At 36.6% G+C, this 26146-nt stretch carries 28 protein-coding genes and 1 riboswitch; of the genes, 19 read left to right on the top strand and 9 right to left on the bottom strand.

The features are described 5' to 3' along the window. Nucleotide 1: 1 nt before the first annotated feature. Together araD and araA are read left to right on the top strand one after the other, a co-directional pair. A complete protein-coding gene (gene araD / locus GMB29_RS15280) occupies nucleotides 2–718 on the top strand; it encodes an L-ribulose-5-phosphate 4-epimerase (protein ID WP_136356777.1) in 717 nt (238 codons plus the stop codon). A 15-nt stretch (nucleotides 719–733) separates the two neighbouring features. Then, nucleotides 734–2218: an L-arabinose isomerase gene (gene araA / locus GMB29_RS15275; RefSeq protein WP_136356775.1), complete on the top strand. Its 1485-nt coding sequence runs from the start codon at nucleotides 734–736 to the stop codon at nucleotides 2216–2218. Nucleotides 2219–2705: 487 nt separating this feature from the next. On the opposite strand, the gene GMB29_RS15265 is transcribed toward araA, so the two are convergent. The 3 genes from GMB29_RS15265 to GMB29_RS15255 all read right to left on the bottom strand — a co-directional run bounded on the left by GMB29_RS15265 (nucleotide 2706) and on the right by GMB29_RS15255 (nucleotide 5686). Continuing rightward, nucleotides 2706–3569, bottom strand: coding sequence for a YitT family protein (locus GMB29_RS15265; RefSeq protein ID WP_136356773.1), 864 nt, complete (start codon nucleotides 3567–3569; stop codon nucleotides 2706–2708). 340 nt (nucleotides 3570–3909) lie between these two features. Further along, on the bottom strand, nucleotides 3910–4815 hold the full coding sequence (locus tag GMB29_RS15260; protein ID WP_136356882.1) for a VanW family protein: 906 nt from the start codon (nucleotides 4813–4815) through the stop codon (nucleotides 3910–3912). Nucleotides 4816–4843: 28 nt separating this feature from the next. Further along, on the bottom strand, nucleotides 4844–5686 hold the full coding sequence (locus GMB29_RS15255; protein ID WP_136356771.1) for a hypothetical protein: 843 nt from the start codon (nucleotides 5684–5686) through the stop codon (nucleotides 4844–4846). A 290-nt stretch (nucleotides 5687–5976) separates the two neighbouring features. Between GMB29_RS15255 and GMB29_RS15250 the strand changes: the two genes are divergently transcribed. The 7 genes from GMB29_RS15250 to GMB29_RS15220 all read left to right on the top strand — a co-directional run bounded on the left by GMB29_RS15250 (nucleotide 5977) and on the right by GMB29_RS15220 (nucleotide 13211). Then, a complete protein-coding gene (locus GMB29_RS15250) occupies nucleotides 5977–6951 on the top strand; it encodes a 2-hydroxyacid dehydrogenase (protein WP_136356769.1) in 975 nt (324 codons plus the stop codon). Between the two features lie 450 nt (nucleotides 6952–7401). Then, on the top strand, nucleotides 7402–8385 hold the full coding sequence (locus GMB29_RS15245) for a bile acid:sodium symporter family protein (protein WP_136356767.1): 984 nt from the start codon (nucleotides 7402–7404) through the stop codon (nucleotides 8383–8385). 102 nt (nucleotides 8386–8487) lie between these two features. Next, nucleotides 8488–8589, top strand: a riboswitch (TPP riboswitch). 125 nt (nucleotides 8590–8714) lie between these two features. Then, the gene (locus GMB29_RS15240; protein WP_136356765.1) at nucleotides 8715–9992 is read left to right on the top strand and encodes an acetylornithine deacetylase; all 1278 of its coding nucleotides are present in this window, start codon (nucleotides 8715–8717) and stop codon (nucleotides 9990–9992) included. Between the two features lie 19 nt (nucleotides 9993–10011). After that, nucleotides 10012–10686: a thiaminase II gene (gene tenA, locus GMB29_RS15235; RefSeq protein ID WP_136356763.1), complete on the top strand. Its 675-nt coding sequence runs from the start codon at nucleotides 10012–10014 to the stop codon at nucleotides 10684–10686. After that, nucleotides 10679–11443, top strand: a complete 765-nt coding sequence (locus GMB29_RS15230; protein ID WP_136356761.1) for an ABC transporter ATP-binding protein — start codon at nucleotides 10679–10681, stop codon at nucleotides 11441–11443. The genes tenA and GMB29_RS15230 overlap by 8 nt, the downstream gene beginning before the upstream one ends. Beyond that, nucleotides 11440–12192: an ABC transporter permease gene (locus GMB29_RS15225; RefSeq protein ID WP_168733924.1), complete on the top strand. Its 753-nt coding sequence runs from the start codon at nucleotides 11440–11442 to the stop codon at nucleotides 12190–12192. The genes GMB29_RS15230 and GMB29_RS15225 overlap by 4 nt, the downstream gene beginning before the upstream one ends. Beyond that, a complete protein-coding gene (locus tag GMB29_RS15220) occupies nucleotides 12189–13211 on the top strand; it encodes an ABC transporter substrate-binding protein (protein WP_136356759.1) in 1023 nt (340 codons plus the stop codon). The genes GMB29_RS15225 and GMB29_RS15220 overlap by 4 nt, the downstream gene beginning before the upstream one ends. Nucleotides 13212–13571: 360 nt before the next feature. Here the strand turns inward: GMB29_RS15220 and GMB29_RS15215 are convergent, their stop codons facing one another. Further along, a complete protein-coding gene (locus tag GMB29_RS15215; RefSeq protein ID WP_136356757.1) occupies nucleotides 13572–14324 on the bottom strand; it encodes a SurA N-terminal domain-containing protein in 753 nt (250 codons plus the stop codon). 279 nt (nucleotides 14325–14603) lie between these two features. Beyond that, a complete protein-coding gene (locus GMB29_RS15210) occupies nucleotides 14604–15395 on the bottom strand; it encodes a GNAT family N-acetyltransferase (RefSeq protein WP_227551365.1) in 792 nt (263 codons plus the stop codon). A 378-nt stretch (nucleotides 15396–15773) separates the two neighbouring features. On the opposite strand from GMB29_RS15210, the gene proC reads away from it, so the two are divergent. From proC to GMB29_RS15190, 4 genes are all read left to right on the top strand, one after another. Next, the gene (proC, locus tag GMB29_RS15205; protein ID WP_136356755.1) at nucleotides 15774–16634 is read left to right on the top strand and encodes a pyrroline-5-carboxylate reductase; all 861 of its coding nucleotides are present in this window, start codon (nucleotides 15774–15776) and stop codon (nucleotides 16632–16634) included. Between the two features lie 53 nt (nucleotides 16635–16687). Then, complete coding sequence (gene proB, locus GMB29_RS15200; RefSeq protein WP_136356753.1) at nucleotides 16688–17815, top strand: glutamate 5-kinase; 1128 nt, start codon at nucleotides 16688–16690, stop codon at nucleotides 17813–17815. A gap of 196 nt (nucleotides 17816–18011) precedes the next feature. Then, a complete protein-coding gene (locus tag GMB29_RS15195) occupies nucleotides 18012–18374 on the top strand; it encodes a P-II family nitrogen regulator (RefSeq protein WP_136356751.1) in 363 nt (120 codons plus the stop codon). A gap of 1 nt (nucleotide 18375) precedes the next feature. Further along, the gene (locus GMB29_RS15190) at nucleotides 18376–19698 is read left to right on the top strand and encodes an ammonium transporter (protein ID WP_136356749.1); all 1323 of its coding nucleotides are present in this window, start codon (nucleotides 18376–18378) and stop codon (nucleotides 19696–19698) included. A gap of 43 nt (nucleotides 19699–19741) precedes the next feature. Here the strand turns inward: GMB29_RS15190 and GMB29_RS15185 are convergent, their stop codons facing one another. The 3 genes from GMB29_RS15185 to GMB29_RS15175 all read right to left on the bottom strand — a co-directional run bounded on the left by GMB29_RS15185 (nucleotide 19742) and on the right by GMB29_RS15175 (nucleotide 23228). Next, entirely contained in the window at nucleotides 19742–21127 is a 1386-nt protein-coding gene (locus GMB29_RS15185) for a branched-chain amino acid transporter BcaP (RefSeq protein WP_136356747.1), read from the bottom strand. Between the two features lie 446 nt (nucleotides 21128–21573). Then, complete coding sequence (locus tag GMB29_RS15180; protein WP_136356876.1) at nucleotides 21574–22653, bottom strand: copper resistance D family protein; 1080 nt, start codon at nucleotides 22651–22653, stop codon at nucleotides 21574–21576. Then, a complete protein-coding gene (locus GMB29_RS15175; protein ID WP_136356745.1) occupies nucleotides 22653–23228 on the bottom strand; it encodes a copper resistance CopC family protein in 576 nt (191 codons plus the stop codon). Before GMB29_RS15175 ends, GMB29_RS15180 begins: the two co-directional genes overlap by 1 nt. A 192-nt stretch (nucleotides 23229–23420) precedes the next feature. Here GMB29_RS15175 and GMB29_RS15170 point away from each other — a divergent pair, with 192 nt between their 5' ends. Together GMB29_RS15170 and GMB29_RS15165 are read left to right on the top strand one after the other, a co-directional pair. Further along, nucleotides 23421–23525: a YjcZ family sporulation protein gene (locus GMB29_RS15170; protein WP_136356744.1), complete on the top strand. Its 105-nt coding sequence runs from the start codon at nucleotides 23421–23423 to the stop codon at nucleotides 23523–23525. A gap of 48 nt (nucleotides 23526–23573) precedes the next feature. Next, nucleotides 23574–23717, top strand: a complete 144-nt coding sequence (locus GMB29_RS15165) for a YjcZ family sporulation protein (protein WP_136356742.1) — start codon at nucleotides 23574–23576, stop codon at nucleotides 23715–23717. A 201-nt stretch (nucleotides 23718–23918) separates the two neighbouring features. Here GMB29_RS15165 and GMB29_RS15160 read toward each other — a convergent pair whose 3' ends face one another. Beyond that, entirely contained in the window at nucleotides 23919–24140 is a 222-nt protein-coding gene (locus tag GMB29_RS15160) for a hypothetical protein (RefSeq protein WP_136356740.1), read from the bottom strand. A gap of 256 nt (nucleotides 24141–24396) precedes the next feature. Here GMB29_RS15160 and GMB29_RS15155 point away from each other — a divergent pair, with 256 nt between their 5' ends. The 4 genes from GMB29_RS15155 to GMB29_RS15145 all read left to right on the top strand — a co-directional run bounded on the left by GMB29_RS15155 (nucleotide 24397) and on the right by GMB29_RS15145 (nucleotide 26084). Further along, nucleotides 24397–24540, top strand: coding sequence for a tyrosine-protein phosphatase (locus GMB29_RS15155; RefSeq protein WP_235883170.1), 144 nt, complete (start codon nucleotides 24397–24399; stop codon nucleotides 24538–24540). Continuing rightward, nucleotides 24497–24703 (top strand): hypothetical protein, encoded by a 207-nt coding sequence (locus GMB29_RS27060; protein WP_196305287.1) that lies wholly within the window; start codon nucleotides 24497–24499, stop codon nucleotides 24701–24703. The genes GMB29_RS15155 and GMB29_RS27060 overlap by 44 nt, the downstream gene beginning before the upstream one ends. A 34-nt stretch (nucleotides 24704–24737) precedes the next feature. Further along, on the top strand, nucleotides 24738–24872 hold the full coding sequence (locus GMB29_RS15150) for a tyrosine-protein phosphatase (protein ID WP_136356738.1): 135 nt from the start codon (nucleotides 24738–24740) through the stop codon (nucleotides 24870–24872). Between the two features lie 165 nt (nucleotides 24873–25037). Then, nucleotides 25038–26084 carry a M42 family metallopeptidase gene (locus tag GMB29_RS15145; protein ID WP_136356736.1) on the top strand — a complete coding sequence of 349 codons (1047 nt, stop codon included), beginning with the start codon at nucleotides 25038–25040 and terminating at the stop codon, nucleotides 26082–26084. The last annotated feature ends 62 nt before the right edge of the window (nucleotides 26085–26146 follow it).

Genomic DNA, 26146 nt, shown 5'->3' with positions numbered 1-26146 from the left:
AATGCTTGAGTCGTTAAAAGAGCAGGTATTGAAAGCAAATCTACTTTTGCCAAAATACGAAATGGTAACGTTTACTTGGGGGAATGTCAGCGGGATAGACCGTGAAAAAGGTCTTGTTGTCATCAAACCGAGTGGTGTACCATATGACGAATTAAAAGTGGATGATTTAGTAGTCGTAAATTTAGATGGTGAAATTGTTGAAGGTGAGTTGAATCCTTCTTCAGATACTGCAACACATTTGGCATTATACAAAGCATTTCCGACAATCGGTGGTGTTGTCCATACACACTCACCTTGGGCAACAAGCTGGGCGCAGGCTGGACGCCCGATTCCTGCATTAGGTACAACACATGCCGATTATTATTATGGTGACATTCCTTGTACAAGACCGTTAACAGATGAAGAAATCACTCGTGCTTATGAGTTGGAAACAGGTAATGTCATTATTGAAAAGTTTGAAAAAGCTGGTATTGATCCACTTGCATTGCCTGGAGTACTAGTGTCAGGTCATGCACCATTTTGCTGGGGGAAAGACGCATTAAATGCCGTGCATAATGCAGTCGTTTTAGAAGAGGTAGCAAAAATGGCGTTACACACGTATCAACTAAATCCGGATATCCAACCAATCGATCAATTTTTACTTGATAAGCATTATCTTCGTAAACATGGAGCAAATGCCTATTATGGTCAAAACAAATCAATTAAAACTACGAAATAAATGGGGGTATGTAAGATGTTAACAGTTAAACCTTACGAATTCTGGTTTGTAACAGGAAGCCAAGATCTATACGGTGATGAAACAATCAGAGAAGTTGAAGCAAATTCAAAAGTCATTACGGAAGCATTAGATCGTGATCCGGCCGTTACATATAAATTAGTCTTTAAATCTGTCTTAAAAGAAGCAGATTCAATTCGCAGATTATGTTTAGAAGCGAATGCGGATGAAAATTGTGCCGGTATTATTACGTGGATGCATACATTCTCACCAGCTAAAATGTGGATTGCTGGTTTATCAGCTTTACAAAAAACAATGCTGCATCTTCATACGCAATTCAATCGGGACATCCCATGGGATAGCATTGATATGGACTTCATGAACACAAACCAATCTGCACATGGTGACCGCGAATTTGGCTTTATGGGCAGCAGGTTGAATGTAAAGCGAAAAGTTGTAGTTGGACATTGGGATAATAACGAAGTAAAAACGAAAATCGGCAGCTGGATGCGTACAGCTGTGGCCTTCTCTGAAAGCCAGCATTTAAAAGTTGCCCGCTTTGGTGATAACATGCGCAGAGTGGCCGTTACAGAAGGGGACAAAGTTGAAGCGCAAATTAAGTTTGGTTGGACTGTAAACGGTTACGGTATTGGTGATTTAGTTCAACGAATGAACGATATCTCAGAACAAGAAGTTGATGAACTAATGAACGAATATGAAGCACAATATGATATTGTTCCTGAAGGGCAAGTTGATGGACCAGTGCGTGAATCGATTCGATATCAAGCAAGAATCGAACTTGGAATGAAGGCATTTTTAGAAGAAGGCAATTATACTGCGTTTACGACTACATTTGAGGATTTACATGGAATGAAGCAGTTGCCAGGTCTTGCTGTTCAACGTTTAATGGCCCAAGGTTATGGCTTTGCTGGTGAAGGAGACTGGAAAACGGCTGCGCTTCTGCGCATTGCGAAAATTATTGCCGATGGGGAAGATACATCTTTCATGGAAGACTACACATATCATTTTGAGCCAGGTAATGAACTTGTCCTTGGTTCACATATGCTTGAGGTTTGTCCTACTATTACAGCAACTAAACCGAAAATCGCTGTACATCCATTAGGGATCGGCGGCAAAGAAGATCCCGCCCGCCTTATCTTTAATGGAAAGAGCGGTTCAGCTTTAAATGCCTCTATCGTTGATCTTGGACATCGTTTCCGTCTGATTGTTAATGAAGTAGATGCGGTTCAACCTGAAATTGATATGCCAAATCTTCCAGTAGCAAGGGTACTATGGTCACCGCAGCCGTCTTTAAGCGAAGGTGCTGAAAACTGGATTATTGCCGGTGGTGCTCATCATACAGTATTCTCATATAAAGTAACAACAGAACAGTTAAGAGACTGGGCTGAATTAGTAGGCATCGAATGTGTACTAATTAATAATGATACAAACAAGCATGCCTTTACAAATGAATTACGCTGGAATGATGTGATTTTTAAGTAAAAATATCATGACCCGAATTGTGTAAGAAGGAAACGAATACTAAAAAAGATCCTCTTGCATTTTAAGGATAGATCTAGTATTATATCAATACAAGCTGCGCTGTTCGCATTTTTTATAAAGTTTTAACCTTTAAACTGAAATAGGGAGTTTTACATCGAAGTCGGAATATCAAGCCTTCATTGCGTAGAGGAAGATATGAAAGCTTCTGCAAACACCCACTTGTAGGAGTGGTGGTTTTAAAACTCTATAATGCATAATGCGGCAATCGCGGCACATTATTTGACTAATCAATCCGGTTTCCATTAGGAAGCCGGATTTTTCATATTATTTTGGTTTATCATACAAAAAGCGACAAACACTTTACAAAATAAGTGTTTGTCGCTTTTTATTTGGAAGACAACAAGGTCTTCCGCTTTTCGGAGCTGAACAAGGCGCTTTTGCTTTTCTAGTGTCTAGCTCCAGTGCTGATCAAGGCACTTCCGCTTTTTTAGTGAATCGCTGTTTTAAATCTCCCGCCATGTGATTCCTGTGTATCCATAATGGTCGTGAAGGCTCTTGGATCGATTTCGGATACGATTGATTTTAATTTCGCTACTTCTAGACGTGTGACAACAACATAGATAACTTCTTTATCTTGATCATGATAGCCGCCTTTTCCATAGAGCTTCGTTACTCCGCGGCCTAGTCGGTGTGTGATGGCATCCGAAAGATCTTCGTATTCATCTGATACGATGATTGCTGCCTTTGTTTCATCAAGACCTTGGATTGTTGCGTCAATTGTTTTTGATGCAATATAGTAAGTTAGGATTGAATACATTGCTTGTTCCCATCCTAAAACAAATCCTGCCCACCCAAAGACAAAAATGTTAAAAAACATCACAAATTCGCCGACCGAGAAAGGAATTTTTTTTGAAAGTAAAATCCCTAAAATTTCAGTTCCATCTAATGCTCCGCCATTACGAATGACAATGCCGACACCTGCGCCTAACAGCAATCCTCCAAATACAGTGGCTAATAACGGCTCTGTTGTAAATGGTTCGAAATGATGTAAATTCGGTTCAATAATGGCAAGTAAAATAATACTAAACAGAGAAGATATAAAAAAGGTCTTTCCAATATTTTTATATCCTGCATAAAGAAAAGGGATGTTAATAATAAAAACGAGGATCCCAAAACTAATATCTGTTAAATAGTTGATTAATAGCGAAATCCCGATGATCCCGCCGTCAATAATTGAATTTGGAACTAAAAATAATTCAATGGCTGCTGCTGCCATGGTTGCGCCAACCATCATTAAAATATAACGGAAGATTAAATGACTTTTACTTTCACTTTTATGCTGTTTTCCCATGTAAAACACCTTTCTGCAAATGTATTTCGGATTGATTTATGTATTAGAAGGAACTAGTGGGTTATTTTAAGTGAATGGAACATGCAACATACAAGTATATAAGTTTTTTGAATACAATCGAGGAATGATCGGAACACATGATTGATTTTATCCACAATTATGGACTATTAAGAAAATACCTAATACAAAATGAAGCCTAATCTGTAACCTTCTTCTACTCTATAAAGTTTAGACAATAATCAAGTTGATTTCAAATAAATATTATTGAGTAGGGATAACCTTACGCCACTCATCAAATGTAAATAGAATATTCACGATCTCATAAGTGGCATGAATAAGATTAGTCATTTTTCTTGGCATTTACTTCTTTAGGCAATTTTTCTGGTGCACTTGGGACTTCACGTTTTTTAATGTCGAGAGTATCTGACGAATAAATGACAACAACTAATTGACCGCCAATCACTTTCGAACGAATAAGTAATGGCTGAGTATATTTGTTTGAGAAAGTAAAGTCGGGGCCATACCAGCTTACCGTAGCATCTCGATTTGGCGGAACATACGGAACTCTTCTGCTATGTGAATAACGTTCAAGTATTTTTACACCGGCAAGATCAACCGCATTAAAAAGGGTGGAGGATACTTGGCAGATTCCACCTCCAACACCTTCAGTTAATTCCCCCCTTACGATAACTGGAGCAGGTAAATAGCCTTTATCAACCGTTCGCTTTCCGACAACTTGATTGAATGAAAATGTTTCTCCCGGGAAGACAACATGATTATTGATTGCTTCAGAAGCTAAGTTGATATTATGCGTTCTTTCCTTATTTCGACTGTTGAAATAGGTAATATAGTGACTAATTTTCTTCGTTCTAATACTTGCTAATAATTCGGTATCAACTCTTGGATAAATCGTTTCAAGCGGAATTTCAATACGTGCAGAACGCTTTGCAAAGAAAGAGGAATAAACCGACTCTTTAAGTTTTTTCCGATTTAGTTTATGTCCCATTTTCTCACTAACTAAATTTCCATATTCATCAAGTGTTGCATTGATCGGCTCTTCATGCATGTCAGCTTCTAGCCCTTCGACAAGTTGGAGGTACTTATTTTGATCAATCATTGATTCTTCGAAAGGAGGCAGAGATAACTCAGAACGTTGCACGGTTTTTATTTCCTCTCCTTTATGAGTAAATGTCATGTTTTCTCCAATCGTACTTGTTTGAAGAGCAAATAATAATAATGTCAGCATTATTTTCAATTTTTTCACCTCTAATAATTTAAGAATTGCTTATGGTAGAAAGTAAAGGGTCCATATTCACCTTCCAAGGAGAAAGGAAAGAGGTTCTAATTAATGTAAACGTCAATTTGGTACGAATAGGTCCTGCATCTTTAATAAAAATACTGACATCAACGGGTATTGTGGTTGATAATTCAGTCGTTTTGTTTTCGTTTATTGGAGGCATGGACCACTGTATGGCTTCAATATTATCCATTTTTACAAGCTCTTTTTTCAAATTTTTTTGATTGCTAATCGCCATTTTTTTCGCTAAGCCTATATCATCATTTTTAATGCTGACGAAAAATACATTTAGCAATTGAGATGGTGGCAGTGCATTTATATATTCATCGATTTTTCCTGCGGCTTTTAGGATCATCACATGATGTGATAAATCAGATTTACCTGTTCGATGTGTCGTACTTCCAGAAAAGTGAATACAAAAATGACCGGGAAAGTCGTTTTTTAGTGCACCTGCACCATGTGGCATCCCATGCATCGAGGCAGGGATTAGACGATCTTGGGTTAAAATTAACACAGCTTTGCGTCGCCAGCTCCAGCTTCCATCATATATTTGCTTCATAATTTTTGTGTCTTTTTTTGTAAGAGGTTGGACATCTGCATGTCGGTTTCCAGCACGTCGCTGCACATCAAAGCTTTTACCGCTTTCCACATCAATAACAGTAAATTTTGAGTACTTTGGAAGTGTTTTGTTTACCTCATTCCAATTTTGAACATCAATTTGAAAACTAATAGGTAGTGGATTCGATTTCTTTGATGTAGCATATGTATTTCCGCTGAAAGCAAAAAACGCCACTAAAAGTACGCAAAAAACTTTTTTCACAATGAATGTCATCTCCGTTAGCTAAGTTTGAATACATATAGTTTGCATTGAACGTTCTAAAAAAATTTCTTATAAAAATTGGAAATAATGCTAAAATATCATCATTGGTATTCATGATTTATTTCGTCTTAATACAGATAATCAAGTCTCGACTTTTTGGGAAATAATGCTAGAGTAATAGTGAGGGTATCTTACATAGCTATACATACTGTTCAGATGAATACCACTTTTTTAAAAAGCTATTTTAGCGGAAGAGACCGCCCTATTTTATTGGAAGAGAGGAATCAAGTATGAAACCAAAAATAATCGTCTATAAGAAAGTGGATCAAAGTGTATTGGAATATCTTCAAAATACGTGTAATGTCGTTTATTTTGAGCAACTTGATTCACTAAACTATCCTGAATTTTTCCAAGAGTTGAAGGATGCTCAAGGTATATTAGGTTCAGGATTACAAGTAAATAAGGATTTTCTTGATAGAGCACCACAATTGAAAATTGTTTGTAATGCTTCTGTTGGTCATGATAATTTAGATCTAACAGAGTTATCTAAGCGAGGGATAATGGCCACGAACACGCCAGATGTTTTAAATGATACAGTTGCTGATACAATCATGGGATTGATCTTGTCTACAGCGAGAAGGATGCCTGAGTTAGATCAATTGGTTAAAGCAGGACAATGGGGATCAAAGAATGAGGAAAAGTGGTTTGGCCTTGATGTGCATCATAAGGTGTTAGGAATTATCGGTATGGGTGGAATTGGCTCAGATATTGCCAAAAGAGCTCATTTTGGATTTGATATGAACATTTTATATCATAACCGCTCCAGAAATAATGAAGCAGAACAAAAGTATGGTGCGACATATTGTTCACTAGAGGATTTGCTTCGGCAATCTGATTTTGTCTGTTTAATGACACCGCTTACGCCACAAACCGAAAAGTTGATCGGGAAAAGGGAGTTTGAGCTTATGAAGAAGACTGCTATATTCATCAATGGCTCAAGAGGGAAAACGGTTGATGAAGAGGCACTATATCATGCGTTAAAAACAGGAGAAATTTATGCGGCTGGTCTTGATGTCTTTGTTGAGGAACCGATTAAAAAAGATAATCCACTCCTTACTTTGGAGAATGTAGTCACCCTGCCGCATATTGGCTCGGCAACGTATGAAACCCGTTTAAAAATGGCGATGTTAGCAGCTGAAAACCTTGTTGTTGGATTACGGGGAGAAACTCCTCCAAACCAGATTAAATCAGGGGTAATAGCTTAATAAGTAGCAACTTTAAAGTATAAAAGAGAATTTTCATTAACTGTGCTTGTAGAGAAAAGTATTTCTTATACAGGCTTTTTTTTATTTGTTTTTTCAAAAAAGAGCATGAACTATGTTAAAATTTAGTAAAGGTAATAGTTCATAAGGAGAAGTATAACTAAATTGATAACGTGAAAAATTGTTAATTTCTCATCATCATATCGCTGTAGCAATATGGAACGAAGGGCATAAAAAGGGATATTAGCATACGACATGTCTTCGTTGGTTTCCTCGTAAAGAGATGAAGTAGAGTATCTTTTTAAATTCACAGGTTTTATCTTAAGGATGGATATTTTTATCATAGTTGGAATTGATCGAATAAAACAATGTGATTTCAAAACTCACTTAATGCAATCCAAATTTGATACAATAAATCTACACATTGTTCATAATTAGTTAGGAGAATGCATAATGCTTCAAAAATTAAATCGGCAGCTTGAAAAATTCATGCCGTTTATTACACCAGCTAGCGTGATAATAGGAATCATATTTTCAGAACATCTATTAAGCCTCTCATTTTTAATTCCTTGGATTTTTGCACTTATGACGTTTTCAGGGAGTCTTGGTTCTAATTTTTCATCATTTAAAGGAGTTGCCAAAAGTCCGCTTCCCTTATTCATTATTCTCCTTCTCTTGCATGTTATTATGCCTGTTATCGCATGGATAACGGGACAGCTCATTTTTATGGATGATCATTTAATAGTGACTGGGTTAGTGTTAGGGGCTGTAATTCCAACTGGTGTCACAAGTGTCATTTGGGTGTCAATTTACAAAGGGAACATGGCGCTCGCTTTATCGATTATTTTAATTGATACAGTTTTATCACCATTCCTTGTACCGCAAACTCTATCACTTCTAGTCGGTCAGAATGTTGAGATGGACACATTTTCAATTATGAATGGATTGCTTTTTATGGTTGTATTGCCATCGTTAATAGGAATGCTAGTAAACCATTTATCAAAAGGCAAAAGTGTAAAAGCAGGAAAAATGTTATCGCCTTTTTCAAAATTAGGCCTTGCTACTGTTGTCATGATCAATGGTGCAGTTGTTGCCCCGTATGTTGTTGATTTTAATGGTAAGCTTTTCTTAATTGCGATAACTGTGTTTGTTTTAGCATGTGTATGTTATGTATTAATCTGGATGATTAGTAAATGGTTAAAGCAAGATCGAGAAACGAGAGCGGTTATGCTATTTACAGGCGGCATGAGGAATATAAGTGCTGGCGCTGTTATTGTTGTTCAATATTTTCCAGCTGCCGTTGCACTTCCTGTTATTATAGGGATGTTGTTTCAACAAATGTTAGCCTCCATTTTTGGCTCATTATTTAAAAGATTTGAAGATCGATCTGTTCATACGAAAAAACAACTTCCAGATAATGTGCGTGTATCATCATAACTGAATGCAGGGAATCGAAATGAATATAACTTATTGCCAAAAATAAGATAATGTGATAAAAATAGTGTAATCACTTGCTAAAAGATTCATAATTTAATAGTTATTCACCACTAGGGGAGCTGTTAAAGCTGAGAGAGACCTTTGTCTTGACCCTTATTACCTGATCTAGATAATACTAGCGTAGGGAAGAGGTGTTTGAATATACGTTTAAAAACATAGAATCAATTTGTATGTTTTTACAATGTTTTGCACAAATATTGAGCGTTCAAACCACTTCTTTCGATAAAGAAGTGGTTTTTTTGTACTTAAAAATACAAGGAGGTGTTTCGATGACAATCGAATTATCAGAATTAGTTGAGCAAATAGATAGTCGCAAAGATGAGTTGATTGATTTACTTAAAAAGCTGATTGAATTTAAAACACCGGCCCCGCCAGCCCGCAATACGAAGGAAGCTCAAACCTTTATTGCGAATTTTTTACAAGAAAAGGGTTTCATTATTGATATGTGGGATGTGTACCCGAATGATCCGAATGTTGTCGGTGTTCTGAATGGAAAAGAAGAGCATGCCTATAAAAGTTTAATCATTAACGGACATATTGATGTTGCCGAAGTAGGTAAGGATGAAAACTGGGATGTTGATCCTTTTATTCCAATTGTAAAAAATGGAGCGGTTATCGGCAGAGGTGCAGCTGATATGAAAGGTGGTTTAGCCGGGGCCTTATTTGCTATTCAGCTTTTACATGAAGCAGGAATTGACTTGCCAGGCAGCTTGCTTTTTCAATCTGTTATCGGAGAAGAAGTAGGTGAAGCAGGGACTCTCGAGTGCTGTAAACGAGGGTATAAAGCAGATTTTGCGGTCGTTGTTGATACAAGTGATTTACATATTCAAGGTCAAGGTGGCGTGATCACTGGATGGATTACAGTGAAAAGTGACCAAACCTTTCATGATGCAACAAGAAGGCAAATGATTCATGCAGGCGGGAAATTATTTGGAGCAAGTGCCATTGAGAAAATGATGGTGATCATAAATGGGTTACAGGAACTTGAACGTCACTGGGCTGTAACGAAAAGTTATCAAGGCTTCCTGCCAGGAACAAATACGATTAATCCAGCAGTCATTGAGGGTGGGAGACATGCGGCATTTATCGCAGATGAGTGCCGACTATGGATTACCGTCCACTATTATCCGAATGAAACACATGAACAAATTATTGAGGAAATAGAAGAACACATACGTCATGTCGCAAATGCTGATCCATGGCTTCGAAAAAATCCCCCTATATTTGAATGGGGAGGTAAGTCAATGATTGTTGACCGCGGGGAAATTTTTCCGTCACTTGAAGTTGATCCAAACGAGTTGGGGGTAAAGCAATTAGCATCTGCACATCGAGAAGTCATTCAAGAAGAGGTCATAATCGATGTTTCACCATCTGTAACAGATGGCGGATGGCTTGGTGAGGCTGGAATTCCGACAGCCATATATGGCCCGGGAAACTTACAAAATGCCCATGCAGTAAATGAGCAAGTATCGATCGGCCAGCTTGTTTCTTATACTAAAGTCATTTTGATGTTTATCTATAATTGGTGCAATACAAAACGTCTATAACAAATAAGGAGTGAAAAACATGAAATTCAGTCAGCGCTTAGTTGAAAAGGTTGTCCCATTATGGCAAAAAAATCATGTGCATCCGTTCGTACAAGGGATCGGCGATGGTACGTTAGAAAAAGAAAAATTTCGTTTTTATATGATTCAAGATTATTTATTTTTAATTGACTATGCAAAGCTATTTGCAATAGGTGCAGTAAAGGCTAAAGATCTTGTGACAATGGGGAAATTTGCTGCTCTTCTTGATGCCACAATAAATGAAGAAATGGAACTTCATCGTCAATATGCAAATCGCTTTGGGATCTCTCTTAACGAACTTGAAGCTGCCAAGCCTTCACCTACAACACTAGCCTATACTCATTATATGTTACATGTCAGTCAAAATGGCACACTTGCTGAACTCGTTTCATCCCTGCTTCCATGTATGTGGAGTTACTGGGAAATTGGAAAAGCATTAAATGAACGAGAAGGTGCAGATGAACATGAGTTTTATGGTGAGTGGATCAAAATGTATGCTTCAGATGATTTTGGAAAACTTGCCTTATGGTGCATTGATCTACTAGATGAATTAGCAGTAGGAAAGTCAGAATCTGAGCTGGATACATTGGAAGAAATTTTCCTAAACACAACGCGCTTTGAGTATATGTTTTGGGAAATGTCTTACAATGAAGCGATGTGGCCGACAGATGTATAAACCAGCGTTACAGTTTCAAAATGTCTCATTTGCCTATGAAAAAGAAAAGCTTCCGATTTTACAAAATTTTCATTTTCATATTAATGAGGGTGAATTTGTCAGTATCATCGGACATAGCGGCTCTGGTAAAAGTACCTTGTTTAAATTAATAACAGGCCTGGAACAGCCTGCCGATGGAATCATTTTTTTACATAATCAACAAAAGTCACATCGGCTTGGACAGGTAGGTTATATGCCTCAACAGGACTTGCTTTTACCTTGGCGCACGATTGTGGAAAATGCCGCACTCCCTTTAGAAATAAAAGGGGTTCATAAACAAAAAGCCCATAGCCAGGTTCTTGCCTTACTTGATGAGTTTGGTTTGAAGGGTGTAGAAAATAGTTTTCCAAGTGCATTGTCAGGCGGAATGAGACAAAGGGTATCATTTTTACGGACGATCTTAAGCGGATCACAGATCCTTTTATTAGATGAGCCGTTCAGTGCACTTGATGCTATCACGAGATTAACGATGCAGGAATGGTTGTTAGCACAGTGGCAAAAACGAAAAGAAACGATTCTTTTTATTACACATGATGTGAATGAAGCATTGTTTTTATCAGATCGCATCTTTATTTTTACAGAAACACCAACTAGTAAACTTGAAGAGTTCGAGGTTCCGCTTAAACGGCCGAGAGTGTTAAAGGATTTAAATATGCCTGCAGTCATTGAGTTGAAAGATCATTTAGTTGACGTACTCCGAGCAAGGGTGAAGGTATGAGTGTGATAAAAAATTATTATGCTTCTATTTTATTGGTAATTAGTTTACTAGTAATTTGGGAGATTGGCACAAAAATTGTTAATTTAGGATTTATTTTACCTGCACCAACAGATATCGGACGGAAACTTTGGGAGTTAAAAGGACCCTTATTTGCTGATCATCTACCAGCTACATTGTTAATTATTTTAATTGGTCTTTTCATTTCTATTGTATTTGGTGTGGCTTTAGCTGTTTGGATGAGTGTGAGTAAAACGATTGAAAGGGCATTTTATCCACTCATTATTTCATCGCAAATGATTCCCATTATTGCATTAGCACCTATTTTTGTACTTTGGTTCGGCTACTCGATCTGGAGCAAAGTTGTTGTAACAATTCTTATAACGTTTTTTCCGATAACGGTAAACACATATGATGGACTTCGTTCCACTAGTAAGGAATACAGGGATCTATTGTTAACAATGGGGGCAAGCAAAAAGGACTTATTCTTAAAACTTCAAGTACCATCTAGTGCCCCGCATTTCTTTTCTGGTTTAAAGGTAGCCGTTACGCTTAGTGTTATTGGTGCAGCTATCGGCGAATGGATCGGCGCACAAGCTGGATTAGGCTACTTTAGCAGAAGAATGATGACACAGTTTGATGGGGCAGGTGTCTTTGCGCCAATTGTCATATTATCGTCAGTTGGCATTCTTTTATTTCTGCTTGTTGTAGCATTAGAAAAAATTGTACTTAAATGGAGGAGAACAGAGTGAAAAAGATTTTATTGGTAGTAGTAAGTTTAGTAGTTGCGTTAATGACAGCATGTTCGAACAGTGAAAGCACTGCATCTAAAAAGACTGCAGAGGGAAATGGCGAAACAAAGGAATTAAAAGATGTCAGCATTATGCTTGATTGGTATCCTAATGCTGTCCATAGTTATTTATATGTTGCACAAGAAAAAGGATATTTTGAAGAGGAAGGAATTCAAGTTGATATTCAATTTCCTGCCAATCCAACTGATCCAATTAACTTAGCAGCAGCAGGGAAAGTTACCCTCGGAATTTCATATCAGCCAGATGTCATTATTGCCCGCGCTAATCAAAATGTGCAAATTAAGTCAGTCGGAGCGATTGTAAGATCACCTTTAAATCGAGTGGTTTTCAAAGCTGACAGTGATATTCAGTCCCCTAAAGATTTAGAAGGAAAAACAGTTGGTTATCCAGGTATCCCATTAAATGAATCACTTATCAGATCAATGGTGAAGGCGGATGGCGGTAATCCAGATCAAGTTAAAATGGTGGATGTAGGTTTTGAGCTGAATTCTTCAATCGTTACTGATAAAGTCGATGCAGTCATTGGTGCATATATTAACCATGAAGTCCCAGTATTGAAACATGAAGGTTATGAAACACGTAATCTTAATCCAACTGAATATGATATTCCTCCTTATAATGAATTAATTGCTGTTACAAGTGATAAAACATGGGATGAAGAACAAGTGAGTATTCAAGCGTTTTGGCGTGCAGCAACAAAGGGATATGAATTCACTGCTGAACATCCCAAAGAAGCATTAGATATTCTATTAAAACATCAGGATGAAGCAAACTTCCCATTAGTAGAAGAGGTAGAAGAGGAAAGTCTTGATATTTTGTTGCCATTAATGAAGTCTGAAGAGGGCTTTGGCAGCCAAAGTAAAGATCAATGGGAACAGACAATCGGCTGGATGAAGGATGCTGGATTAATTGACAATGAGCCTACTGTTGATGATATTTTTGTCAATATGACAGAGTAATTGAAGAAGCCTCTCTGAAACATAAAATAAGAAAAGACGTGTGAATTGTTCTTATTTTGTAAGAGTTTTTTTCTAGCGACCATTCCTTTGAAGAAGAAAAGGTCGCATATGAATTTCAAAAGAATGCACATACAATGTTAAGGATTAAAAAGATTAAATGAGAGTGATCTTTTGTTATTTAAAAGCAGCAGCGTAAGAATGGAATAAGTTTGAATTTATCAATACGTTGAACGCTACCGAATGAAACGCAATAAAATAAATAAAGCCACACTGTACAGAAGATCTTTTAACCTTCTAAACAGTGTGGCTTATTCAATACCTAAAAGCTGATCCTACGAATAGCTTGAGCTCATGCTCTAATTAGATTTTCAATTCAACCTTTGCAGCTTCACGAAGTTCCTCTATTTTAGGATTGAGCTTTTCTTGAGTTTTTTGTTGTTCAAGCTGCAGTTTAAGCTCTTCTTTTACGTCTTCAAATTTCTGTTTTTCTTTTGATTCTGTTTCGTTACTTGCCATTGAATCATAATATTCTTTAATCTCTTCTTCTTTTACTTCTTCAACCTTTAAATCATTTTTTACATATTTGCTATATTTAACAGTGTCAGAGATTTGTTTTTTAAGATTATCAAATGTAAGGTTATTTTCCTTCAATGCTTTTTCAAATTCTTCTTCATTTTCATATTGAGCTTTTAAGCCGTCTAGTTCTTTGTTAATCTCTTCATCGGTTGCTTTATAGCCTTTTTTATCGATCTCTTGCATGAGCAATGTTTGTCCAACAAGCCCTTCAAGGGTATAATCTTTAATTTGCTTTGCTATTTCATCTGTAGTAGGGTCTTGTCCCATTAGTTGAAACTGCATTTGTGAAATACTTAAAGCGTTATTATATTCGGCTCCTTTTAGTTCCTGGCCATTGACAACTGCAACAACCTGATCATCCTTTACTTTTTGCTTTTCAAGCTTTTTTTGCATTTCTTCAGGATCTACTGCAGCTTGTTCTTCTTTCTGTTTGGTATCAGATGCTTCATCAGTTTTTGCTTTGTCCTCATCGTTATTACATGCAGCAAGTGATAAAGCTAATAAACCGATTAATAATGTTAACAAGTATTTTTTCATTGTCGTTCTCCTTTCGCTATTAGGAAAAATACTATTTATCAAGACATGCATAGTTGGAATTGTATAACAGTTACACGTAAAATGAAAGGGATTAACTAATTAAATTGAGAGACTTTAATCAGTTTAGTTTTTTTGTCCCTACTTATTGTTAACGAGACTTATTACGAACAGACCATCACATATCTGTGGTTTTGTTGCCCATCGACGGATCTTTAGATACAGTTAATATTCTTTGAATCTCAAAGGGTTTGTAGCCTGTTAAAATGAGAATCGGACTTCCTAATTAGGGTAAGCCATACTCCATTTGCCGATATCCTTAAAACCAAGTCGCTTATATATTCGACCAGCCCTCGGGTTGTCATAAAACAAACAAAGTGATTTTCCTTCTGAAAGAAGCTCAAGGCATAATTCACTCATGACAATAGAAGCGAGTCCCTTTTGGCGTACATCAGGATGTGAACAAACGCCGACAACCATTCCTGAATATGTATTTTCTGCTGTTGTAGAGGCGAGTGAAATCACTTTTCCTTCATGATTTTCAATGTAAAATGAACGACCGGTATTCGTCTCAATTGTTCGTATGTAGCTTTGCTTAGCTTCAGGACCAAAATCAAATTCTTCGATTTGTACCTGAAGCTCAAACATTCTCTCGACATCCTTTAAAGAAGCTTTCTTTACAAGATAGTTATGTTCGACTTCATTTCTTATAGAATTGTTCTTTAATTCAGCAAAAAAAGTCTTTTTTACTTTTTGAAAGGGTATATGCTCTCCAATCTGGCTGACAAGCTCCTCTTTTCCTGAAACCATAACGAGGTCAGGGTCCTCTGTGATCACCTTAATGAAATTTTTTATATCAATCTTTGTTTTAGCATAAGGAATATAGGAATGCTGATAGCGCAGTAACACACCCTCTATTTCACCATTAGTGTCAAATTGGACATAAATATCTTGAAAGTCTGAATTATAACCAAAATTTTCAATGTCCCCAATAATAAAAAGATTCATTGCTCGTTCTTCTAATAAAAACTCAATGAGCTGTAAATGATCTCTTTCATCACATTTTCTAAACAATTCTTTTCCCTCCCTAAGATGAAAACGAACTAGCGGGGATAACGGCTCGTAAAGACCCGGTATGCCTCGTTAAGCGTATTACCGTCATTATACAAACGATTTGAAAAAGTGCAATACAAGGACACGCATGAATGATAAATATTTGTAGAATACATAAAAATTGGAAACCATATTTCTTTAAAATAACGGCTGAGAGGCGTTTTTACGGGGTGAGGCGCTTTTAGAAAGAAATAACTGTCAATGAGACCGCTTTAACTCACTAATTGGAAGATATACTCACAACTTAACTTTAGAACCTTGATTATGAAAATGATCGTGTTAGTATTGAATTGTTAAAAGAAATACGAACAAAAATACGAACGATATTGGAGAGATGAGATGCTACACGATAAAACAATTGCATTTTTAGGTGCAGGTTCTATGGCAGAAGCAATGATTTCTGGTTTGGTTAAGTCGGAGAAAATGAAGGCAAATCAAATCTTTGTGACAAATCGTTCTAATCACAAGCGATTAGGTGCACTTGAAAAAACATATGGTATTAACGGCGTTAACCAGAAGGAATTAAAATTAGATCAAATCGATGTTTTTATATTAGCGATGAAGCCAAAAGATGTCGATGGAGCACTTGATCACATAAGGGATCGTATCAAGCCACATCAACTTATAATGTCTGTCTTAGCAGGAATTACAACATCATACCTTGAACAGAACCTTCATTATGGCCAACAAATAGTCAGAGTGATGCCGAATACTTCCAGTACAATTGGAGAATCGGCTACAGCGATATCCCCAGGCCAAGAAACAGCCAATAAAAATATAAAATTAACAAAAGAATTGTTTAAATGTATTGGCAAGGTCTATGAAATTGAAGAAAAAAATATGGATATTTTTACAGGACTTGCGGGCAGTGGACCAGCGTATTTTTATTATTTAATGGAGCATATGGAGCAGGAAGGTGTTCATGCCGGCTTAGATGCTGAAACAACGAGACAAATTATTGCCCAAACAATTGTTGGAGCAGCAAAAATGATTCAAGATCAGGATAAAACCCCAACGGTTTTAAGAGAAAAAGTGACATCACCTAATGGCACAACTGCTGCTGGGCTAAATGCGCTTGAGGTACACGGTGGGGGAATTGCTATCTCCAAGGCTGTTGAGCATGCAACAAAGCGATCTAAAGAAATTAGTGATCAAATCCAAGAAAGCTTATTAGTTGGTTCTTCTAAACAAATAAGCTGATTCATATAAAATGTAGTGTATTGATAAGATAATAATGATTCAGGAGTGATAGTATGACAGCCCTTGAAAACGAGAAAAAACGGGTTGTAATAAAAGTAGGAAGCAGTTCATTAACAAGCAGACACGGGGAAATAAGCCGGAGAAAACTAGAGAAGCTAGCTGATGAAATCGCTATGCTAAAGGATGAAGGTCATGAAATTGTTTTTGTATCCTCTGGTGCTGTAGCAGCAGGTTATCGAAAACTTGGTTGTCTTAACCGTCCAACCTCTTTACCTGAAAAGCAAGCAGCAGCCTCTATCGGTCAAGGATTATTAATTGAAGCTTATTCAGAGATTTTTTTATCACACGGATATGTTGCCTCGCAAATATTAATAACGCGCAATGACTTCTCTGATGAAATCCGCTATCACAATGTTCGTAATACATTAAATGTCCTATTAGAACGTGGTATTATCCCAATTGTGAATGAAAATGATACTGTTACAGTTGATCGATTAAAGTTTGGTGATAATGATACACTTTCTGCAAAAGTCGCAGGATTAATTGAAGCAGATCAATTAATTATTTTATCAGACATTGATGGATTATATGATTCAGATCCTCGCAAAAACAAAGCAGCGAAATTACTTGAAAAAGTGGATGTGATTACTCCTGAAATTGAACAAGGTGCAGGTGGTTCAGGGAGTGTTGTTGGAACTGGAGGAATGAAATCTAAAATCGATGCTGTGAAAATTGCCATGGCATCAGGAATTACAACCTTTTTAGGAAAAGCCAGCATAGCTAATATTTTAGTAGATGCTGTAAACGGTATAGCAAGAGGGACATATTTTGACATCACAAATGAGACGAAAAATTTAAATCAAAAAAAGCAGTGGATTGCGTTTCATTCAGGTCCTGAAGGTGAACTGGTTATTAATCAACATGTTAGAAAGTCTATTGCCGATCATAATTCTAGTATTTATTCTTCGGATATTATTGAAGTAAAAGGACAATTTCCTAAAGGTGCCGTTATACAAATTATTGATGTTGCAGGAGAAAGAATCGGCTTAGGCGTTGTTAATTATTCACATGAAGATTTAGAGAAAGTAAGGGAACTGGATAAGGAAGTTGAAGACTTAGTTGTTGTCGATTGTGATGACTTTGTTTGTGAACTTGAACTGTCCTTACCTGTTGGAATATAAAACCACACAATATGATATTTTAAGACCCAAACCAATGTGATGAAATGTTTGTTGGTTTGGGTCTTTTTTGTGGTTTCCAGAAATAAACCTATTAATTTAGAAAATTGCTTTATTAAAAACTATTGACTCATACTCTATTAATGTTATAATCTTTATCATACCATGTTAGGAAATCTAACACAAAGTAGGTGATGACATGAAAAAAATTGAAGCAATTATTAGACCGCAGAAAATTACAGAGACAATTAAAGAGTTGAAAAATATTGGCATTACAGGATTTACGGTTTCTCAAGTTGTTGGAAGAGGGAAGCAAAAGGATACAAAGGGTGTTTATCGCGGGAAAAATTATCATGTAACCCTGCATCCTAAAATTAAACTTGAAATTGTTTTATCAGATCATATGGTTGATCGAACAATAAAAACCATCATCACATGTGCTCAAACAGGTGAAGATGGAGATGGAAAAATATATGTATATCCAATCCTTGAAGCGTACAACATTCGAACAGGTGAACCGGATGTAACAATCGATGATGTTACCATAAGTGAGGGAAGATAAGATGGAATTAATTCATTTAAATACAGTATGGATCGTTATCGCTGCCGCAATGGTTTTATTTATGGAAGGCGGCTTTAGTCTATTAGAAGCTGGACTAGTTAGAACAAAAAATGCTGTCAACGTGACAATGAAGATATTTGTCGATTTAACAATCGGTGCATTAGCTTTTTGGTTATTCGGATTTGGCATTATGTTCGGCCAGGATGCTTTTGGGTTTATTGGGACTAGCCTTTTTGGAAATCCAGAAAACATTTCATTAGGAATAGAACTTCCAAGCGAAGCGTTCGTTCTCTTTCAGATGGGTTTTGCAATAGCGTGTGTCTCCATTATTTCAGGAGCTGTTGCGGAACGAATGAATTTTAAAGCATATATTATAACAGCTGCACTTATCACATTAATTATTTATCCACTATCAGGACATTGGATTTGGAATGGTGATGGGTGGTTAGCTAAGCTGGGTATGAAGGATTTTGCTGGTTCAGCAGCTATTCATGCAGTTGGCGGGTTTGCAGCATTAGCGATGGCTAAGATTTTAGGTTCAAGGAAGGGAAGATTCAATTCAGATGGAAGTGTAAATGTGTTTGCGCCAAGTAATATTCCTTTAGCATCATGTGGTGCATTCATCTTATGGTTTGGATGGTTCGCGTTTAATAGTGGAAGTACGCTAGATGCCTCAAATGCTTCATTAGCCTCGATCGCTATCAACACGATGCTGGCTGGTGCGAGTGGCGGAACAGTCACACTTCTGATGACGATGAATAAGTTTGGAAAAGCAGACCCAAGTATGACGATTAATGGTGTTCTATCAGGTTTAGTAGCAATTACAGCTGGTTGTGCATTTGTTGATCAATGGAGTGCGATCATCATTGGCGGGGTAAGTGGAGTGATTGTGATCTATGCAACATTACTAATTGATAACATGAAAATTGATGACCCGGTTGGAGCTGTCGCAGTACATGGTTTTAATGGAATATTTGGTACGATTGCTGTAGGATTATTTGATACAACTGCAGGTCTTTTCACTACTGGTCAGTTTTCATTATTAGGTGTTCAACTTTTAGGAGCGCTAGTTGTCGCTGTTTGGGGATTAATAGGTGGTACATTCATTGCAAAAGTAGCAGACGCAACCGTTGGTTTACGTGCTACTGAAGAGGAAGAAGAAGAGGGCCTAGATATGTCATATCATGGTATTCCTGCTTACAATGAATTAGAACGGTTTACAGATTTTCCGACAAGTCTGTACAATTTCGAAGAATCAACTGGCATTACAGTAGCCCGTACGGAACAAAAGCAGGTAATTGGTATGAATAGTTTACACGAATAAATATCCAAAATAAAAGGAGCTTGTTATGAACAAGCTCCTTTTATTATTTACCCAAATTACTATGATGTTTAGCGTAACCGAAATAGATAATTAATCCAATACCAATCCAAATAACAAAGGCTATCCATGTGATTAAAGGTAAACTTGTCATTAAATAAATACATAATAAAGCACTAATCGCCGGCAGTATCGGAACGAAAGGTACTTTAAATGCTCTTTTTAAATGCGGGTGGCTTTTTCTAAGCACGATCACTGCAAGGGAAACCGCTGTAAAGGCTGCTAATGTTCCGATGTTGACAAGATTCGCTAGTGTCGTTAAATCGATAAAGCCAGCGATTATTGCAGCGATGAAGCCTGTCATCCAAGTATTTTGAAAGGGCGTTTTAAATGTGGGATGGATGTTAGAAAGTTTTTTTGGTAATAGTCCATCACGGCTCATTGCGAAAGAAACCCTAACTTGTGCATACATAATGACAAGGAGAACAGTCGTAATTCCTGTAATTGCCCCGACAGAAATAATTCCAGCAAGTGAGTTTTGTCCAACAAATTGCAGGGCAAAGGCTACTGGATCAGCGACATTAAGTTGAGTGTATGGAACCATACCGGTTAAAATAAATGACACAGCAATGTATAAGATTGTACAAATTGCTAATGACGAGATAATGCCTATCGGAACATCCCGTTGAGGTCGTTTCACTTCCTCGGCAGCTGTTGCGACTGCATCAAAACCAAGGTAGGCAAAGAAAACTGTTGCAGCCCCTGTAATAATTCCTTCAAATCCGAATGGAGCAAAAGGCGTCCAATTTTCAGGCTTCACATAAAATACTCCTGTCACAATGAAAATGATAATGACAGCTAGTTTGATAAATACCATAATATTGTTGACTCGTGAACTTTCCTTAATTCCTCGTGATAACAAAGCAGTTATAAGGAAAATAATGATAATCGCTGGCAAATTGACGATTCCACCTGTGCCAGATCCTGGAGCAGAGGTAAGAAGTGCTGGTAGATGAATGCCAAATCCTGCAAGAAGTGCTTGGAAATAAGCTGACCAGCCAGTAGCAACAGCAGAGGTTGCTAGTAAATATTCCAGCATTAAATCCCACCCTATTAAGAAGGCAAAAATTTCACCAAGTGTTGCATATGAGTATGTATATACACTCCCGGAAACAGGGACAGATGAAGCGAATTCAGCATAACAAAAAGCAGCAAGTCCACATGCAATACCAGACAATATAAATGAAATAATGAGGGCTGGACCTGCAGATTCTGCTGCAACAACTCCCGTTAAAACAAAAATACCAGTTCCGATAATAGCTCCAACGCCTAGTAAAGTTAAATCCAGGGCGCTAAGTGACCGCTTAAGTGTTTTTTGATTACTTTGCTGGATTAGTTGGTTAATCGATTTTTTTCTAAATAGTGAGCTCATAAATCCTCCAAGACATAGATGTTAATCAATGTGCAAATTGTAGTATATTGTCGAATTTTCTGAATGTCAACTATATTTATTAAAGGGAGAGTGTTAGGTTGTAGTATTAACAAACAATAATAGGAGCATTCAAAATAAGAATGTCTATTAGGAGAACACAATAAAACGAATAGATAAGCTAATGGGAGAAAGAAGATGAAAAAAGATCAAAAGAATAGCAAGGATTCTATTCTTAAAACCATCCTGTTGGAGATTCGAGACTCAATCTAATTTGAATTAATGTGGAGCATGATTTCTTTTATTCCAGAATTTATTGTCCTCATATTTATTAACAACTAACAAATGTTGATGAAGTAAAAAAGGCTTGAGAGTTTAATCTTCTCAAGCCTTTTTGTTCACGTTTATTTGATTGTAAAATAAAGAATGCAATCTGTCTTCAATTATTATCACACTACAATCGACATCATTAATCCAAGGTATGCCGCAACAACAAATAGAACAGCAAATGATAGAGCAACCCAAGGAATAAGTTTTTTATAAAAACTTATGACGATCATAGCTAAAAACAACAATGAGATGATCAATAATAGCAATCCGTCAAGCACAAGTGAAAACTGAACAGTTAATGGTGCAACAACCTCATGTCCTAGTATTAACTCTACCCAAAAAGCTCCACCTTCTTGAATGACGGTTGCATTAACTTGGTGTGGAGGTGGTAATGTACCTAAAACACCAGTAATAAAAAAGACAATCATAAGGATAACTGTTTCAGCCTGTACCCATTTTTTTGCATCAAAATCTGAGTCCTTTTTTGATTTTCTTGATAAGAAGCCATTGATAAGAGCAAATGCTAAAACAGGAATAATGCTTAGATGCTTTAAGAGAAGCATTTGTCCATATGGTAAAACCCAGGCATTAGCATAATCTTTCGGTTCAACGACAAAAAACATCAGGAATATGCCGCTTATTGTTGTTAGTAAAAACAGCCCAATGGATAGCGGTGTAAACCATCGTAAAAAGGGATGCCAATTTTCAATCGTTCTCGCCGACCAACCAACATGTAGAAGGACTCCGACCCATATCGTTATGGCTAAGAAATGAAGAGTATGTGAGAATAGTCCAGGCCACAAATCAAGTGTTGATGAATGGCTTGCATACCCTACTGAAAGAATCATGAATACTAAAAATAGTGCTTGTAAATATTTTGAACCTTCAACATAAATAATCATCCATAAAAAAATCGCTGCAAAACTACCATACAACCAGGCAATACCGACTTGAAATTCAGTTAAGATCGAATATGCCCGTAAACTGAAGATTCCTTCCGTTGAAAAAAATGAGATGACTTGCAGAACTGGAAAAAACGAGACAATGATGATACCTAATACAGCAAGTAATAAACTTTGTTTCGATACTTTGATCATTGGCTTATTTGCAGGAGGTACAAATTGTAGCACAATCGCTCCTGCCAAATAAGAATAGAGCATGTATGAAACATATTCTGTAATTGGGATTAGCTGATTCATCATTTACCTTTTTTACGGAAAAGAATCCATAGTCCTGCAGCTAATAGGATGACTAATACAATGATCGAAATCAATGATATGAGTGAACTGTTGTCTTTTTCAGTTTCACCTTCTTGTTTCGTATCTATTTGTTTATCCTCTTTTTGTACAGTGTTTTCTTGATCAGATTTCTCTTCCGTATCGCCTGTAGTATCTGTATTTTTTTGGACATTCTCTCCCGTTTCGGCCTCTGGTTTGTTAATAGTAAATGGAATATCACCTGTCATAAGATGTCCGTCTGTAGAAGCTATTTTCCAAATTAATGTGTAGCTTCCATTTTCAAGTGGTGATGATACATCACCGGAAATCTTCTTTTCTTCAATTGAAATATGTTCTAACGGTATTTCTTCTTGATCGTGAATTAATGTTAATGATCCTTGATTTTCAATTTGCCCGGCAAACTCTACACTTAGTTCACTAAGCTCTTCTGTAATAATTTCACCTTCATTTGGATTTGAGTTTGAAACAGTTGTATGTGCTAATGTTACGAACGGAATGGCTAAAAACAACCATGTGAGCATCATTATTTTCTTCATTTTATCACCCTTAATCTATGTATTATCTACCTTTATCGTCCTTCATTGTATCATTTAATCATTCCTTCATTTTTAACAATTTAGCAAACAAATAATGAAAATAAGAATTATTCCCAAGAACTGTGCGAATGCCCTTACGCAAAAGCCCTACCTTTCATATTGTAAAAGTACAACGAATGGGAGGTGTTTTTTATGAGTGTTGAAACTCCAGGTTGTGGCTATGGCGGTGGTTTTGCATTAATTGTTGTATTATTCATCCTGCTAATTATTGTAGGTGCGGCTTTCATTGGTTGCTAAAAAGAAGATAAACAAATTTTAATAACATTTTAATAAGGAGGAGTTAATATGAATCACAGCCATGGATATGGTGGTTATGGTTGCTGTAACTACGGTTACGGTGGTGGATATGGATATGGTGCAGGTAAAGTATTTGCGTTAATTGTTGTATTGTTCATTCTATTAATTATCGTTGGCGCGGCTTGGTTATAAAATCGCCTATAAAAAGGGGTCTGACAAAGAGTCAGACCCTATTTTTTCTGTTTGGAAAGTTTATTACCTTGAACATGTTATTTCAAAAAATAAAACCTCTTCAGAAACACCAATTAACGAGTTGACCAAAATGAAAAAAATACGTACAAGGTATTGCTGTCTTAGGTACAACGTTATAACGAGGCAATCAATGAAGTCTTATTAAGATGTTTTTTTCTCCTGGTCATTAATATGTATGAGCGAATTTCTTTTAATCCAGTATTTAAAGCTATCTAATGGAAAAACACCTCGTCGCTTTGAATTGTTCATTTGAATCACAACGATTCCATCAGAAATTTCTACGATTTTTAATTTGTCAGAATTACTTATGTTAGGAATAAAACTACCTTTCAATTCAAACTCCATGTTGTTGTATAAATCCATTATCGTAACACCTTCCAATTTTTATTCATGTTGAATGATACACAATTAAATTATCCAAATTTCCATTAATTATCCATTCCTGAAAGATGAAAGAGGATAAAAGGGTTTTGTTTATCTCGCATTGAATAAATAAGATTGCAGCTTCTCATAAATAGTAAGGTGGGCTTACCTCATGTATAAAATAGTGGAAATGAAAAAAGTGAATATAAAGAAATACAAAACATAGTTTACTAAATAAGACGATGGTTGATAGGAAATGAAAAAATCAATGAAAGTAGTAGTAAAGAAAGATTTTCATTTTGAAAAAATATATAATTTTCGAGATATTGGAGGAGTGCAAACAGAGGACGGGCGGAATGTTCGCTCTGGTATATTGTACCGATCTGATGATTTATCATGATAGTCAGGATTTAACACACCGCGGTCTCTTCCGGCTTTTAGTAGGACATTCAAAGGAAATTGATTTTGAGAAAATGATGAAGAAGTTTTATCATTGTATGATTATGACCGCAGAGCCGTTAATAGGACCAAGAAAGAAGAAGATCGAACGATTCGTTTCATGAGTCTTTATCCAAATAACCACAGAGAGAATGAAAAGTGAATCGTTCCTATTTAGAGGGTGTATTAAAAGATATCGTAAAGAATTATGGGTCTGTTGAGAACTATTTTATTGAAGGATGTGGAATTGATAAAAGGATATTAAATCGTCTGCATCTGAGGCTGCTTGAGTAGCTCAAATAGGTTGTAAGGGATGAGGTAACAGGAGTTGGAATAGAATCTTCAAAAAGCATAAATAAGGGAACCAATACGTATGAACCATACCCCCCTGTTCGTCGTGCAAGTTATAATTTGTTACAATATTGCTATGTAATGCCTACTTTTGAAAGGAGTACATTTATGAAAACAACAACGTCTGAAACCATTCAGCTAATAAAAGAACTTGTTGAAATACCTAGTCCTTCAGGAAATACGAATCAAGTGATTACTTTCGTAGAAAATTATTTAAAGAATACCGAAGTAGAAATGAAACGTAATCACAAGGGTGGCTTAGTTGTCACAATTCCGGGTGAGGATAACAATCAGCATCGTATGTTAACAGCACATGTAGATACATTAGGAGCGATCGTAAAGGAGATAAAATCAAGCGGAAGATTAGCGATCGATTTAATTGGCGGATTTAATTACAACTCCATTGAAGGGGAGTATTGCCAAATTGAAACATCGAATGGAAAAACGTATACTGGCACGATCCTAATGCACCAAACATCTGTACATGTTTATAAAGAAGCAGGAAAATTAGAGCGCAATCAAAAAAATATTGAAGTAAGAATTGATGAAAAGGTACATAATGCAGAAGATGTTCGTGAACTAGGGATAGAGGTAGGGGATTTTATTTCATTTTATCCAAGAGTGGAAATCACACCAAGCGGTTTTATTAAATCTCGTCATTTAGATGATAAGGCAAGTGTTGCAATTTTGCTCCAACTGATCAAACGAATCACAAATGAAGAAATAAAACTCCCATACACAACCCATTTTCTTATTTCCAATAATGAAGAAATTGGGTATGGCGGCAACTCAAACATCCCTCAAGAAACCGTTGAATATGTAGCGGTAGATATGGGGGCAATTGGAGACGGTCAGGCAACAGACGAATACACCGTTTCGATTTGTGCAAAGGATGCTAGTGGTCCATATCATTATGGGTTAAGGAAAAAACTGGTAGAATTGGCTAATCTCAACAATATTGAATACAAAATTGATATTTATCCATATTATGGTTCAGATGCATCGGTAGCTATTCGGGCTGGTCATGATATCGTCCACGGTTTAATTGGACCTGGGATTGATGCTTCACATGCCTTTGAACGTACACATTGTACATCTATCGAACATACGGCAAATTTACTTTATTTTTATGTGAAATCGAAAATGACCTATTAATTTTTTAATGAAAAAAGGCGAAGGTATGGAAACTCTCCAATACTTCGCCTTTTTCTATGATC

The organism is Metabacillus sediminilitoris (genome assembly GCF_009720625.1).
In the GTDB taxonomy this organism is placed as follows: Bacteria; Bacillota; Bacilli; order Bacillales; family Bacillaceae; genus Metabacillus; species Metabacillus sediminilitoris.
Note: the sequence above shows the minus strand (reverse complement) of the source record. Positions and strands in the feature narration are given on the sequence as shown.